Genomic DNA, 14,651 nt, shown 5'->3' with positions numbered 1-14,651 from the left:
CGGGATGTGTGCGTGGTCTTCGACTTCCGCCGCCACCAGGACGACATTGTGCGACTCACCCATTACGCCCACGCGGGCAGCACGCCGTCGTGCACGCCCGACTGGGCCCGGCGACCGAGGAGCGGATGCGGGCCGCGGAAGAGGTGTGGCGCGGAGGGCCGAGGCCTCATGAAAGAAGCATTTCAGGACCGCCCTTGACGCTCCACTTGAAATGAATGTTTCATAAGGGGGTCTCGGGCCACGCTCCATGCGGCCCCTTCCGCTCGGGAGAGCCGTGCCCGATCATCCTCATACCTCACGCAAACTGCGGCTGTGGGAAGCCCTGGCCCTCTCCGTCGCTCTCATGGGTCCGCCGCTGGCGTCGCGGCCACCGTAGGGCAAGGCCGTGTCCCTGGTCCTCCTGCTCGTTCTGCTCGGCGTCGGCCTCGTAAGGGCTACGGCTTCTGGCGGCTGACCCGGCACTTCCACCCCGCGGGATCCGTCAGCTTCGGCCACGGCCCAAGAGCAGCTGGCGCGCCTCACCCTGTCCGAGAAGCTGACGATCGTGGTGGTGCGCCCGTGGAAGTTGTCGCCCGCGAGGGATTCAGCCCCTTCACCCGGTGGCTTCCGTGCCGTCCCCTACGGCGACAGCGCGGGTGGCCTCCGCGCGAAACACCGTCCTACACCGCGCGGCCCAGCGCACAGGGAGGCCAACCGGGTAGTGGACGGAGTCCCCCGGTGGTTCGCGTTGCCTATCACACCGAAGCCCGCACGATGGGCCGGAGAGGGCCGACCGCCTTGCTCCCCCTCCTCGCCCTTCCGAAGTTCCTCATTCATCTGCTGACCGGCACCGGACTCCTCCCCTCGGAGGCCCGACTGCCCGGCCCACCGACAACCAGCACACCGACAAGGAAGAACACTATGCCTACTCTGACCACGCGTGACGACGTCGAGATCTTCTACAAGGACTGGGGCACAGGGCGCCCGGTCGTCTTCATCCACGGCTGGCCGCTCAACGCGGACGCCTGGGAGGACCAGATGAAGCTCGTCGCCGACAACGGCTTCCGCGGCATCGCCCACGACCGCCGGGGCCACGGCCGGTCCGGTCAGCCCTGGGGCGGCTACGACTTCGACACCTTCGCCGACGACCTGAACGACCTGATCACCACGCTCGACCTCCAGGACGTCACCCTGGTCGCCCACTCCATGGGCGGCGGCGAGCTCGCCCGGTACATCGGACGCCACGGAACCGGCCGGATCAGCAAGGCGCTCCTGCTCTCGGCGATCCCGCCCCTGATGCTCAAGACCGACAGCAACCCCGAGGGCGTGCCGGCCGACGTATTCGAGACCATCAAGAACGGCATGCTCAACGAACGCTCCCAGTTCTGGAAGGACTTCGCGCCGGCCTTCTTCGGCGCCAACCGCCCGGGCAACAAGGTCACTCAGGGCAACCTGGACGCGTACTGGCTCATGGCCATGCACCAGAGCATCAAGGCAGGTGTGGACTGTGTGACGGCATTCGCGGAGACGGACTTCACCGAGGACCTCAAGAAGTTCGACATCCCCACCCTCTTCGTGCACGGCGACGACGACCAGATCGTGCCGATCGACGCCACCAGCCGAAAGGCCGCACAGATCGTCCCCAACGCCACCCTCAAGGTCCACGAGGGCGGCTCCCACGGCATCACGGCCGTCCCCGGAGAGAAGGAGAGGTTCAACCAGGACCTCCTGGACTTCCTCCAGAGCTGACACCGCGAAGCCGGGCGACCGATTTCGCCGCCCCGCTTCCTTACGTGGCGGTCCACCGTCGATCAGGCGGGCGGTGGCCTCGGTTGTTTGCCCGCCGGATGCACACAGGGCGCGTGCGCTGTCCCATCCAGACCCGTTCGCCGTCAGCGGGTGTGGCCACCCCCGTCACCCATGGGAATCTGGGTTCGGCAAGCAGGCCCCTGTCGTGCGACCTCACTCGAACTGATGCTCACCGTGATCGGTAGAACAACACGTTCCTAAAACCAAGCTCTTAGCTTGATCTTTAACCTGGGGTCTCGAACGGCGTCTCGCACTTGATCACTCGCGTTGGTAACTGCCGTACACGCAGGAGGCCTTCGGCTGACCATGTGCTCCGGCTAAGGAATACACGTGATCAGCACGAAGGCCGTGGGATGAGTCTGTTGCACGCTGCTGTCCGGCAGGCACCGTTCGCGGAACTGTCACGCTTCCGGGGCGAGTTCTACTCGTGCCCGACCTAGCGTTCGGATGCGCTGTTCGAGCTGGTCGATGCCGTGCTGTGTGCGGACGGCCCGATCCGCTCGCTGGTGGAGCTGTCGCTTGTTGGTGAGCATCGCCGCGGGCACGGCGGGCTGTATGACGTCCTGGCCGCGGGCTGAGCGGACCTCGCTCGGCTGCGGCGGGCACCTGCCGCGGTGCCGCTGCCACGGGCGGCGGACGGCCGGCTGGTCCTGGCCGCCGATATCACCTGCTGGCTGCGGCCGGACGCGGACACCTCACCGCAGCGGATCCTGTGCCACACCTACGGACGTGGAAAGGACCAGCACATCCCCGCCCCCGGCTTGCCGTACTCGGTGATCTGCGCGCTGGAGGCGGGCCGCAGCTCGTGGACCGCGCCGCTGGTCGCCCTGCGTCTGGCGCCGGGCGACGACGCCGCCACAGTCACCGCCCGGCAGATGCGCGAGCTGACCGAGCGGCTGATCGAGGCCGGACAGTGGAAGGACGGCGACCCGGACATCCTCATCGTGGTCGATGCCGGATACGACGTGCCCCGCCTGGCTTTCCTGCTCAACGATCTGCCGGTGCAGGTGCTGGGCCGGATACGCTCCGACCGTGTCCTGCGCCGCGTGGCCCCGGCACGCGAACCCGGCACCCGGGGCCGCCCGCCCCGCCACGGCGGCGAGTTCGTCTTCAGTGACCCGGCCATCTGGAACACCGCGTTTGTATGGCACCGCCACCGCCACCGCCACCGCCCGGGCCTGGGATCGGCTCCACCCGCGGCTCACCCACTGCTCAGCATGGACCTCTCAGCTGGGCACGCTGCCGGAAGACCGCCTGCCCCGCCCAGGCAGCGAAACCCTCCCGCCCCGGCCCAGGACGGCCACCCGGCCGCAATAACACCCGGCCCACCCCACGCCATGACGTGCACACAGTCCGCAAAACAGACACGGAGAAACCCCGAAGAAAGAAGTCAACGACCCCACGGCCGCGCCGCACAGGTTAAAGATCAAGCTAAGCCCTGTTCCAAAAACCTCTTGCGCTGTTCGTGACAGCGGATGACTGCTCTCTGGGCACCCCCAGGATCCGCAGGTGGGTCACGGCCAGAGCTTCGCCGACGGCATCGGGATCGGCGCCGTTGATCACATCCCGTGCCCCGGCTGCGAGTGTCGCCACCAGCATGCTGGCCACAAACGGAATGGGACAGTCGACGGTGAACTCGCCAGCGTCGACGCCTGCTCGTACATCGTCATCCGGCTGTACGAGCGGGCTGTCGAGCGCGTCGTGCCGCTCCTCAAGGTACTGAAGCATGATCGCACCGAGTTCCGGTTCGTCGGCAACAGCCCTCATGGCCCCGATGGCGCCCAGAGCGATCCGCTCGCCGTATCCGTGTGCCTGCTGAATGGCGGCCAACTGCTCGGTGAGGTCGCGAATCACTACCTTGGCGACGGCACGCTCCAGTTCCCGCTTGTTTGCGAAGTAGTGATAGAAGGTGCCGTTCGCCACCCCTGCCGCCTTCGTCACGGTCAGGACGGAAGTGCCCGCGATGCCCTTCTTTGCAAACAAGGGCACTGCCGCACGGATGAGGTGCTCACGCCGGTCGTCGGGCTGAAGGCGGGTCCGCGCTCGGCGGCCCTCCGTATGCCGGGTCACCCCTGCTCCTTCCACGGCTCCACGCCTGTAGTGGTTCACCCGCAAGGTTACCGGGTGCGCAAACCGCCAGGCCAGCCGACATCCAGCCCCCTATTGAGAGTACTCTCAATATGAAGTATGGTCATGAGCTACCTGAGGGCCGTCGGTCGCAGAATCTGGGAAGGACGACGATGTCTGAAGAAGCACGCGACGTAGCGCCGGTTGTCATCGCAGGTGGGGGCGTGGTCGGCATAACGACGGCCCTGCTTCTCGCCCGCCGAGGAGTCAGGACGGTGGTGCTTGAGCGCGCGGGGCAGCCTCACCCCCTTCCGCGGGCGCATGCCGTCAACCCGCGCTCCATCGAGATCCTGCGCGAACTGTCCATCAACGCCGACCAGCTGCGCACTGTTGCTGCACCAGCAGAACTGACCAAGGAGGTCCGCTTCGTCACCACGATGACGGGAGCGTGTTTCGGCACGCTGCCGTACGAGAGGCAGGGCGACGACATCGGTGATGCTGCCGCCACCGGAACGCTGAACATTCCCCAGCCCGCGTTGGAATCCCTGCTCTTCGATCTGGTGGCAGGCGAGCCACTGATCGATCTGCGCCGAGAGCATGAATGGGTGGCTGCCGAACACGGGCCCGCAGGTGTGGTGAGTACGGTGGCCACGCCCAGTGGGCAATACCAACTGCCGTCGGCGTTCTTGGTGGCTGCCGATGGCGCGGGCAGTGCGGTGCGCGGAGCGCTCGGGATCACGATGCGCGGAGCCAACAGTTTCGCCTCGGTGGTCTCGATCACATTCGCCGCGGATCTGACCGCCTTCACCCGTAGCCGGCCTGGCGTTCTCCATTGGATTCTTGGCACAAAGCTGCGCGGGAGTTTGCTGTCGTACCAGCCGGACAGGTTGTGGGGCTACAGCGTGGCACTGCCTCCTGGGCAGGTCGACATGACGGCGTTCACTCCAGATCAATCACTCGCATACGTTCGTGAAGCGCTCGGCCCTGCTGCGGACAACGTGCCGGTGGAAATCGTCGCCGTCACGCCGTGGACCATGTATGCCCAGGTCGCCGATCGCTACCAGGTAGGCCGGGTCTTCCTGGCAGGCGATGCGGCACACCGTTTCCCGCCCACCGGCGGGCTCGGGCTCAACACCGGCCTTCAGGACGCTCACAATTTGGCGTGGAAGTTGGCCGCAGTGCTCGACGGCTGGGCACCGGAGTCTCTCCTGTCGACCTACGAAGCCGAGCGCCGGCCAGTGGCACGACGCAACGCTGACCAGAGCCTCACCAACCTTTCAGCAACATCTGCCCTCGACGTCTTCGGGAGTGCTACCCAGTCGGACGAGGCCGCGGAGGCCTACGTGGCCGATCCCGCAAACGCAGGTGTCATCGACGAGGCGATCGAACAGCAGCGGCCTCACTTCGACTCGGTCGCATTGCAGTTGGGCTTCTCCTACGACACGGCGGAACCACAGATCACAGACGTCACCACATTCGAGCCCCGTGCGACCGTCGGTCGACGCCTACCGCACGGTTGGCTCAACGTTGATGGACACCGCACCGCCGTCCTCGATCTCATCGACGATCAAGCGTTCACACTGCTGTTTTTCGACAGCGAACAGCCGGCACCCGAGATCGGCCCCACCGTTCCGGTGACCGTCGTCCCTCTCGACCCGTGTGCCGCCGACGTAGCCGCATGGGTGGAAAACGTCGGCCTGGGCTCCGCACGCGCCGTGCTGGTTCGCCCCGACGGCCACATCCTCAGTATCGCGGCTGACTCCGACCACTTGCCGGGATTCGACGAGGCCGTCCGTACCCTGTTCGCCGGCACCCGGCCGGAGGCTGTCTGTGAGTCGGACGACGAGCGACCCGGAGGCTTCCGAGACCACCTGTACCCGCTGAACCATCCACGTCTGGCAGGACTGGCACGCCACGACGCCACCAGCTTCGCCGACGCGTTGAAGACCATGCCGGTGATCGGCGACCTTCTGAATGAGTGGACCGACCGGTTCGAGTCCACGAGGTTCGAGGGAATCACTGCCGATGGCACGATCATCCCGGATCTGTACTCCCTCGGCGGCGCCGAGTCTGCGCCCACGAAAGCAGCGATGGGAGCGGCGGACGCCCTCCTGTCCGCGCTCGATCCGGATGTGCGCGCGCAGCTTACTCACCCGATCGGGAGCAAGGTGTGGCGAGCATGGATGAACCCCGAGATCTATCTCAACCGGTTCGGTCTGCGCTTGGAGGAGCACGACGCCACCGTCCAGGCCCTCGCCCTGGATCTGGTCCGCGCCAGCGTCAGTGAACGAGGCTTCCAACTCGTCCGCGACATCATGCGGACCAATGAGTTCCTCGGCGAGCTCGTCGACCTGCCACGCCTGCTCAACCAGTACAGCTACAACATCAACATCTTCGGTACCCCGTCGGCCACGGAGCCATGGGGCTGGAGCCTGTATGGCCACCACCTGTGCCTCAACTCCCTCTTCGTCGGTGATCAGCAAGTTCTGACTCCCGTCTTCTTCGGGGCCGAGCCAAATGAGATCGACACTGGGGACTACGCCGGAACGAGGCTCTTCACCGATCACGAACGGGGTGGCCGGGACTTCGTCCAGGGACTGTCCGACCCGCACGCCGACAGGGCGATCCTGTACACAGACAAGTGCGACCCGGACATGCCGCCCGGACGAGTGCATCCGGCCGACGAACTCCACCTCGCCGGCGCCTTCCAGGACAACCGGACGATTCCGCACGAAGGGCTCCGCCTCGTCGAGTGCACGGCCGAGGATCGGGATCGGCTGATCGACCTCGTCGAGGTCTTCCTGCAATACCTCCCCGATGGGCCGCGAGCCGCGCGGATCAACGCCGTCCGCGCTCACCTTGACGACACCTGGTTCTGCTGGATCGGTGGCACCTGTGAGGGTGAGCCGTTCTACTACCGCATCCAGAGCCCCGTCATCCTCATCGAGTTCGACCACCACGCCGGCGTCTACCTCGCGAACACCGAACCCCAGCCCTTCCACGTGCACACCCTGGTGAGGACGCCGAACGGCAACGACTACGGCGCCGCCCTCGTCAGTCAGTTCACCGGCTCGCCGCAACACTTCGACAAAGACTGCTGACCCGACAAACCAGCTAGTGAGGAATCCATGGATCTAGGAATTGCCGGACGCTGGGCGCTCGTGTCCGCCTCAAGCCGTGGCCTGGGTCGTGCCTGCGCCGCTGCCCTGGCGGCGGAAGGCGTCAACATCGTGCTCAACGGGCGCGATCCCGAACAGCTCGCTGCCACCGCGAAAGAGCTCACACAGGCATCACCCGGCCCTGAGATCCGGGCGGTCGCAGCTGACCTCACCACCGCCGAGGGCCGCTCCGCATTCCTGGCCGCGTGCGACGAGCCCGACATCCTGATCACCAACAGCGCTGGACCGCAACCCGGCGCACTCCTCGACACCACAGATGACCAGTTCGACTCGGTCTTCGCGCAGCACTTCTTCGCGCCCATCGACCTGGTCCGCGCAGTCGTCGACGGAATGCGGCAACGTCGCTTCGGCAGAATCGTCAACATCACTTCGGCGATGGTGGCGACTCCCCACCCACTGATGGTCGGGTCGGCAGGCGCGCGCACCGGTCTGACCGCCGTGATGAAGGGCTTCCAACGCCAGACCGTCGTCGACAACGTGACCATCAACCAGCTCATGCCCGAGCGCATTGACTCGGGCCGACAGCAGCAGATGGCGGCCCTCGCAGCAGAGGCCCACGGAATCAGCGTCGAGGAAGCTCGCCGCAGGCAAACGGAGTCCATCGCCGCGCGTCGGCTCGGCGATCCGGCCGAAGTCGGAGCGGCCTGCGCCTTCCTGTGCAGCGTCCATGCCTCCTACCTATCCGGCGTAGGCCTGCGACTGGACGGCGGCAGCTACCCGGGGCTCCTCTGACATGGCAACACGAACGACGAACTCACGCGAAGGGGCGGAGACCACCATGCCGAGCGACGCTTATCCAACGATCGGAGTCTGACGATGAAGCTTGCGACTATTGCCCTGAAGGACGGCTCCAGCGCGGCGGTGCGCATCGACCAGGACCAAGCGGTCGAGCTGGGTGCACCCGATGTCGGCGCCCTTCTGGCGACGCCCCAGTGGCGCACACTCGCCCAGGCCGGCAACGGTACCTGCCACCCGTTGGCCGGGCTTGAGTTCGTTCCCGTAGTCCCCTCACCGGCGAAGATCATCTGCGTCGGCTTGAACTACGCTCCTCACATCGAGGAGGTCGGCCTGCCCCGCCCCACCTACCCGACGCTGTTCGCCAAGTTCGCCCTCACCCTGACAGGCGCCAACGCGGACATTCCGTTGTCATCGGAGTCAGCCCAGTTCGACTGGGAAGCCGAGCTCGCCGTCATCGTCGGCGATCGTGTCCGTGACGTCGACGAGGCCGCCGCCGCTGCCGCCATTGCGGGATACACGGTGGCCAACGACGTGTCGGCCCGTGACTGGCAGCTTCGCAACGATCAGTGGCTTCCCGGCAAGATCTTCGAGGCGACGACTCCACTGGGGCCCTATCTGGTCACTCCTGACGAGGCCGGTGAGGATCACGAACTCGTCTGCGAGCTCAACGGAGAGGTCGTGCAACGCGCACAGACCGCAGACCTCGTCTTCGGACCCGCGACACTGGTGTCCTATATCTCCCGCACCATCACCCTTGAGCCCGGCGATGTCATACTGACCGGTACGCCCGGAGGTGTCGGGCTTATGCGAAACCCCCAGCGTTTCCTGGCCGACGACGACGAACTGGTCACCCGAATCAGTGGCATCGGCGAGTGCCGCAACACCTGCAGAGCGTAACTGGGCTCAGGTGCGCTAACGGCCCGGTCGGCGATAGTTGCTGGCCGTCCGGCCGTGACATGAGGACGGCCGCGCGGGTTCTTCGAGTGTGACCAAGAAGTGGGCCCGCGCGGCCTTGTCCCATCCTGCCTTCACCGGCCTTTCCCGCCAACATCTCAGCGGTTTGATCGAAGAGTTGGCCGAGCCGTGGTGCGCTCTGCACGAAGCGGCGCTGCACGAGCGGCGTGGCCACGAGCGCCTGAGGGCGGCGGGGGTCGGCCCCACGCACGAGCTGGTCTTCACCGACCGCGTCGTACTCACCCTCGTCCACCTGCGCACGAACCTGCCGCATGCCGCGCTCGCCGAGCTGTACGGCATCGGCCGCTCCACGATCAGCGAGGCGATCAGCGAGATCCGGCCCCTGCTCGCCCGGCGCGGCTTCGACCTGGTGTTTTCGGGCGGCTCGAGCTCGGGGCAGGCCGTGCGGATCTCCTTGACCCCGACGGCTTCGTCCGCAGGCTCGACGGGGCTTTGGCAGTGCTGACGGTGGGCGTGGCCACCATGCCCTCACGCAGGAGGCGGACGTAGCGGCTGACAGTCGTCCGTTCGCCTGGGAAGCCCACTCGCGTTGGGCGCTGCGGGCATTGACATCACTCGTCAGACGGGACACCCGGGTCCGTCAGCTGTGACGGCTCGGAGCGCTGCTCGTCACGTAGCCCGATCGCCTGCGCCCAGAGACGGGTGAGGGTGGCGACGGCTGCGTCCTCGTCGCAGGGGACCCCGTGCACGAACCACATCAGACCGAAGTGCTCCACCATCCCCCCCAGCATGGTGGCAGCGAGGGCGGCATCGACGGCAGGGTCGGCGAGTCCGCGTTTCTGGAGGCTGCGGATGCCTGCTTCGTTGCGCTGTAGGAAGGGCTCACGGATCTGGAGCTTGAGTTCGCTGAACCACGGGTCTCTGATCGCCATTTCTTCGATCACGGCGATCAAGCGGGCGTTCCGGCGGGCGACTTTCAGGTACTTGCGGTTGGCGTCCTCGATGCGGCTCAGCGGGTCCGGCGGGACGTCGGGAGAGGGGCGCGACGCCGTGAACATCTCGCCGGTAACGGTCGTGAAGAGCTCCCCGAGGATTGCCTCTTTGGACTTGAAGTAGTGGTAGAAGACGCCGTACGAGGTTCCGGCGCGCTCCGCGATGTCGGAGATGCGAGCATCCCGGAACCCGACTTCTTCGAACATCTCGCGTGCGGCGTGGATGAGAGCGGAGCGTGTGCGGCGTCCGCGAGCGGTGGTCGGAACCGGTGCCATCTCCTGGAGGCCTCGCCCGGCAGCCTTGTCGGACGAATTCGTGGTGTTGGTCCGGCGGGCCACCGTCTTCCCTCCTGTCCCGGGGCGCGCGCCCACGGAGTCGTGTCATCTCACAGTTTACGCACGTCCCCAGCGGGCTGGCGGGTACGGTTCAGGCGGTCCTCTCCGGCACCCAGGCGGCGTGTCGCTTCTCCCGGAATGCCGTTATGCCCTCCTGTCCCTCCGCCGAGGCGAAGTGCCGAGCAGACAGCTCACCCATCGCCGCCAGGTCGGCAGCCAGGGTCTTGGCCGATCCTCCGCTCAGCAGTTCCTTCGTCGCCGCGAGTGCCTGGGGGGCGCCGAGAGCGAGCGCGTCGACATGGGCGGCGACCGCGGCGTCAAGGTGATCAGCGGGGACCACCTCGGTGAGCAGGCCAATCTCCGCGGCCCGGATGGCATCGAAGGTCGCGCCGGTCAGAAAGAGTGCCTGTGCTGCCCGTGGCGCCAGCCGAGGAAGCACCGGTACAGAGATCACCGCCGGCACCACACCGATCCGTACTTCGCTGAAGGCGAAGGTGGCGGTCTCCACCGCGATCGCCAGATCGCTGGCGGCCACCAGTCCCAGGCCACCTGCCCGAGCGGGTCCGGCCAGCCGGGCAACGACCGGTTTCGGCGAAGTCCAGAGTGTTTCGAGGATTGCCGGGAAGGGATTCGCGTCCTCTTCGTCGGAGCAGGCGGCGGCCTCCTTCAGGTCGGCGCCGGCACAGAACACCGGGCCGGCGTGAGTCAACACGACAATCCTGACGGCCGGGTCGGCCAGCGCCGTGGCGAGGTGTGCCGCCAGGTCGGTGCGCAGCCTGCGCGACAGCGCGTTGCGGTTGTGTGGGGAATTAAGGGTGATCGTCGCAGTCCCCGACGCTGTGTCGAGGTGGACGAGTTCGGTCACGAGCGCCTCCCACTGAGAAGGAACACCGGCACATCCGCATGCCGGGCGCGCAAGTACTCTCCGAGGCCCTTGCCTTGCGAGTCGAGTTGGAGGTTGGCGGCGACGCCCCGCCCCAGCAGCCCGACGATGGTCACCCCGGCGGCTCGGAGGTTGGGCAGCCACCACGGTCTAAGCTCCAGACCCGCGGTCTGTGGCAGCCACTCGCGCCAGCGGTCTTCGGTGAGCCATCCGGCGAGCCAAGCGAAACCCTGCTCGTCCCTTGCCCACACACCGAGCGTCGCGTTACCTCCCTTGTCTCCCGACCGGGCACCCAGGAGGCGGCCCAGGGGCACGCGCTCGGTCGGTCCGGTGACGTCGGCGGTCACGAGGGGATCGAGGGGTGCGTCGGCCCCGGTCGCCGTAGAAGGAGGACGGTCGGCCACCCAGTTCCGTCCCTCGAACAGGACTCGCTGCTGGAAGTCCTCGGCCGGCAGCAGGGTCGGCCAGAACACCGAGTAGGAGGAGCCGGGACCGGGAGGGGAAGTCAGGTAGAACCCCGGGTAGCTGGAGAGTCCGGTCTCCACCGCCGCACGGGCCAGCCCACCGGCCACGACGCGGTCCCGGGCCGTGACACCGATCGTCAACAGGGCAACGGCGGCGTCGGGATCCGCCGGGTCGGACATGTCGGCACGGAGCAACCGGACGTCGACCTCGTCGAAGGTCTGCTCACCGCCCGGGACGGCTGCCCACAGCGCGCGCTGCGCCAGGTCCGCCTTCGCCTCGATGTCTCCGCCCGTCAGCACGAGGGTGACACTGTTGCGGTAACCGGGCGTCGTGATGAGGCCCACCTTGACCGTCGGCGGGGCGGGCTCGCCTCGCGTGCCGCTGATGCGGACGCGGTCCGGGCCTTCCTGCCGCAGGGACAGTGTGTCGAACCGGGCCACCACGTCCGGGTTCAGGTAGCGCGGGCCGTCGATCTCGTACAGCAACTGGGCGGTCACGGTTTCGACGGTGACCGCGCCTCCGGTATCTGGGTGTTTGGTGATGATGGTCGATCCGTCCGCGTGTATCTCCGCGATCGGGAACCCGGGCCGCTCCATTCCGGGCACCTCGGTGAAGAAGGAGTAGTTGCCGCCGGTGGTCTGGGTGCCGCATTCGATGACGTGTCCGGCGACGACCGCGCCGGCGAGGGCGTCCCAGTCGTTCCGGGCCCAACCGAAGTGCCATGCAGCGGGACCGGCGATGACCGAGGCATCGCTGACCCGGCCAGTGACTACGACCTCCGCGCCGGCAGCAAGGGCCTCGGCAATGCCCCAGCAGCCCAGGTAGGCGGAGGCGGTGTCGACTTCGGCGCTCAGATCGGCGAACGGGGCGCCGGTGTCCAGGTGCGGAGCTGTCCAGCCGTCCGCCCGTGCCCGTGCGACGGCGTCCGTGGCGTCGTCGCCTTCGACGACGGCGATCCGTACCGAGCGGCCGAGCCGGGCGGCGATCTCTTGCACCTTGGCTGCACAGGCGCGGGGGTTGAGGCCGCCCGCATTGGACACGATCCGGATTCCCCGGTCCAGGCAGTCGGCCAAGACATCGTCGAGCTGGGTCAGGAAGGTGCGAGCGTATCCGGCCTCGGGGTCGCGGCTGCGCTGCTTCAGGAGCACGCCCATGGTGAGTTCGGCGAGCCAGTCGCCGGTGAGGACGTCGATCGGGCCGGCGTCCACCATCTCTCTGGCGGCTGAGAGCCGGTCGCCGAAAAAGCCGGAGCAGTTGGCGACACGCAGCGGTGTCGGAGTCATGACAAGTCCTCACGGGTCAGGGTGACCAGGGCGGCTTTGGCTTCGACGTACTGGCCGACTTCGACGTGGACGCTCTGCACGACGCCTGGGCCCTCCGCCAGCGCGGCGTGCTCCATCTTCATCGCCTCCAGCACCACGAGTGTCTGCCCCGCCTTGATCCGGTCGCCGGGGGCGACCCGGACCGCCACGACGGTGCCGGGGAGGTCGGACACCGGGCCGCCGACGGCGGTGACAGCCACGGGGTCGGGCAGCCGTGATGCGGGTTTCCACAACGACTGGGCTCCAGGTGAGTTGACCCAGACCGTCCCATCGGCGTAGCAGGCGACGGTGCAGGGGTGCGCCAGCCCGTCGTGGCACACCCGCACCCCGTCGGTATCCAACCCGTGCAGTGACAGCTGGTGCCGCTCGCCGTCGACGTCGACGACCAGGTCGGTGTCGGCGCTCGCCGCTGCGAGGGCGTAGCCGACGGCACGCTCCGAGCCGTCGGGCCCCGTCCACGTCGACGAAGTCAGGGGGCTGCCGGGAAGCAGCCGGAAGCCCGGGGCGGCCTGCGTGGCGACCGCAGCCGTGGCTCGCCGCCTGGCCGCGGTGACCGCGACGGCGGCGGCGAGGTGCACGATCTGCGGGACCGCGGGGGGTGGGTCGAGCAGGGTCGGGTGGGTGTCCAGGAAGTTCGTGCGCGTGGCCCCCGCCAGGAAGTCGGGGTCTCGCAGCAGGGCGGCAAGCGACTCCCGGTTGGTGATCGTGCCGTGCACCTGCGTGGCGTCGAGCGCGTTGGCCAGCCGTGCGGCCGCCTCCTCCCGGGTGTCGGCGCAGGCGATGATCTTGGCGAGCATCGGGTCGTAGAACGCGGACACCTCGCCGGGCGCAGCGACCCCGTCCTCGTAGCGGACACCGGGTAGATCGGGGTGGAAGTAGCGGTGCAGCGGACCGGGGGTCGGCAGGTAGTCGCGCGTGGTGTCCTCGGCGTACAGCCGTACTTCAATCGCGTGTCCGCGCGGTGTGATCTCGTCCTGGGTGATGCTCAGGGGCCGCCCCTGGGCGACTTCTAGCTGCAGCCGTACGAGGTCCACACCGGTGACCTCCTCGGTGACGGGGTGCTCCACTTGCAGACGGGTGTTCATCTCCAGGAAAAAGTACCTACCCGTGGCGTCGTCGAGCAGGTACTCGACCGTGCCCGCACCCAGGTAATTCAGCTCGGCCACGAGGGAGACAGCCGTCTTGCCGATGGCCTCGCGCAGTTTGGGGCCGACCGCGGAAGAAGGCGATTCCTCCAGTACCTTCTGGTGTCTGCGCTGCACCGAGCATTCGCGTTCGCCGAGGTGGACGGCGTTGCCGTGCGCGTCGCCGAAGACCTGGATCTCGATGTGCCGGGCAGCGGCCAGGTAGCGCTCGCAGAAGACGGTGGGGTTGCCGAAGGAGGACGACGCCTCCCGTCGCGCGCTCGCCACGGCGTCGACGAGCTGCTTGGGCGTGTCGACCCGGCGCATGCCCTTGCCTCCTCCGCCCGCCGTCGCCTTCACCAGGAGCGGGTAGCCGACGCCGTCGCCCGCGGCGCGCCAGGCGTCCTTGTCATCGCCGTCGATCACGGCATCGGGCAGGACGGGCACGCCGGCCCGGCGGGCTATGTCCTTGGCTCGGTCCTTGAGCCCCATGGCGGTGATCGACTCAGGTGCCGGGCCGACGAACAGCACACCCGCCTTGGCGCAGGCACGGGCGAAATCCGCATTCTCGGACAGGAAGCCGTAGCCCGGGTGGACCGCGTCGGCACCCGAGCGCCGGACGGCGTCGAGCACTTTGCCGATGTCGAGGTAGGACTCGGCGCTGGTGAAGCCTCCGAGCGGGACCGCGACGTCCGCGTCGTGCACGTGTGGGGCGTCCGCATCGGCCTCGGAGAAGACAGCGACGGTGCGGATTCCCATCGCCCGTGCGGTGCGGAAGACCCGCCGAGCGATTTCGCCGCGGTTAGCGACGAGAAGGGAGCGAACGGTACTCACGGTGCTCC

At 67.5% G+C, this 14,651-nt stretch carries 10 protein-coding genes and 1 pseudogene; 6 read left to right on the top strand and 5 right to left on the bottom strand.

Features of this window, described 5'->3' with window-relative positions; translation table 11 throughout:
- Positions 1-900: 900 nt before the first annotated feature.
- Both SLV14N_RS07465 and SLV14N_RS07460 read left to right on the top strand, forming a co-directional pair.
- Entirely contained in the window at positions 901-1,728 is an 828-nt protein-coding gene (locus tag SLV14N_RS07465; protein ID WP_208680305.1) for an alpha/beta fold hydrolase, read from the top strand.
- 413 nt (positions 1,729-2,141) lie between these two features.
- A pseudogene (locus tag SLV14N_RS07460) lies at positions 2,142-3,211 on the top strand (transposase).
- Between the two features lie 8 nt (positions 3,212-3,219).
- Here SLV14N_RS07460 and SLV14N_RS07455 read toward each other — a convergent pair.
- Complete coding sequence (locus SLV14N_RS07455) at positions 3,220-3,858, bottom strand: TetR/AcrR family transcriptional regulator (RefSeq protein ID WP_263268661.1); 639 nt, start codon at positions 3,856-3,858, stop codon at positions 3,220-3,222.
- A 170-nt stretch (positions 3,859-4,028) separates the two neighbouring features.
- On the opposite strand from SLV14N_RS07455, the gene SLV14N_RS07450 reads away from it, so the two are divergent.
- The 4 genes from SLV14N_RS07450 (at position 4,029) to SLV14N_RS07435 (ending at position 9,192) form a co-directional block, all read left to right on the top strand.
- The gene (locus SLV14N_RS07450) at positions 4,029-6,956 is read left to right on the top strand and encodes a DUF3500 domain-containing protein (RefSeq protein ID WP_263268659.1); all 2,928 of its coding nucleotides are present in this window, start codon (positions 4,029-4,031) and stop codon (positions 6,954-6,956) included.
- A gap of 27 nt (positions 6,957-6,983) precedes the next feature.
- Positions 6,984-7,766 carry an SDR family NAD(P)-dependent oxidoreductase gene (locus tag SLV14N_RS07445; protein WP_208680302.1) on the top strand — a complete coding sequence of 261 codons (783 nt, stop codon included), beginning with the start codon at positions 6,984-6,986 and terminating at the stop codon, positions 7,764-7,766.
- Positions 7,767-7,850: 84 nt separating this feature from the next.
- On the top strand, positions 7,851-8,669 hold the full coding sequence (locus SLV14N_RS07440; protein ID WP_208680301.1) for a fumarylacetoacetate hydrolase family protein: 819 nt from the start codon (positions 7,851-7,853) through the stop codon (positions 8,667-8,669).
- 88 nt (positions 8,670-8,757) lie between these two features.
- On the top strand, positions 8,758-9,192 hold the full coding sequence (locus SLV14N_RS07435; protein ID WP_208680300.1) for a transposase family protein: 435 nt from the start codon (positions 8,758-8,760) through the stop codon (positions 9,190-9,192).
- Positions 9,193-9,298: 106 nt separating this feature from the next.
- Here the strand turns inward: SLV14N_RS07435 and SLV14N_RS07430 are convergent, their stop codons facing one another.
- From SLV14N_RS07430 to SLV14N_RS07415, 4 genes are all read right to left on the bottom strand, one after another.
- On the bottom strand, positions 9,299-10,018 hold the full coding sequence (locus tag SLV14N_RS07430; protein ID WP_221174678.1) for a TetR/AcrR family transcriptional regulator: 720 nt from the start codon (positions 10,016-10,018) through the stop codon (positions 9,299-9,301).
- A gap of 88 nt (positions 10,019-10,106) precedes the next feature.
- Entirely contained in the window at positions 10,107-10,880 is a 774-nt protein-coding gene (locus SLV14N_RS07425; RefSeq protein WP_208680299.1) for an enoyl-CoA hydratase-related protein, read from the bottom strand.
- On the bottom strand, positions 10,877-12,646 hold the full coding sequence (locus SLV14N_RS07420) for an acyclic terpene utilization AtuA family protein (RefSeq protein ID WP_208680298.1): 1,770 nt from the start codon (positions 12,644-12,646) through the stop codon (positions 10,877-10,879). Before SLV14N_RS07420 ends, SLV14N_RS07425 begins: the two co-directional genes overlap by 4 nt.
- Complete coding sequence (locus tag SLV14N_RS07415; RefSeq protein ID WP_263268654.1) at positions 12,643-14,643, bottom strand: biotin carboxylase N-terminal domain-containing protein; 2,001 nt, start codon at positions 14,641-14,643, stop codon at positions 12,643-12,645. The genes SLV14N_RS07420 and SLV14N_RS07415 overlap by 4 nt, the downstream gene beginning before the upstream one ends.
- Between the last annotated feature and the right edge of the window lie 8 nt (positions 14,644-14,651).

The sequence above is a fragment of the Streptomyces sp. Je 1-4 4N24 genome, from assembly GCF_026239515.1.
GTDB classification, from domain to species: domain Bacteria; phylum Actinomycetota; class Actinomycetes; order Streptomycetales; family Streptomycetaceae; genus Streptomyces; species Streptomyces nigrescens.
This window is presented reverse-complemented; position numbering and strand designations above follow the sequence as displayed.

Coding starts and splice junctions, on each gene's coding strand:
- SLV14N_RS07465 (WP_208680305.1), top strand. CDS start 901: ATGCCTACTCTGACCACGCGTGACGACGTCGAGATCTTCTACAAGGAC.
- SLV14N_RS07450 (WP_263268659.1), top strand. CDS start 4,029: ATGTCTGAAGAAGCACGCGACGTAGCGCCGGTTGTCATCGCAGGTGGG.
- SLV14N_RS07445 (WP_208680302.1), top strand. CDS start 6,984: ATGGATCTAGGAATTGCCGGACGCTGGGCGCTCGTGTCCGCCTCAAGC.
- SLV14N_RS07440 (WP_208680301.1), top strand. CDS start 7,851: ATGAAGCTTGCGACTATTGCCCTGAAGGACGGCTCCAGCGCGGCGGTG.
- SLV14N_RS07420 (WP_208680298.1), bottom strand. CDS start 12,646: ATGACTCCGACACCGCTGCGTGTCGCCAACTGCTCCGGCTTTTTCGGC.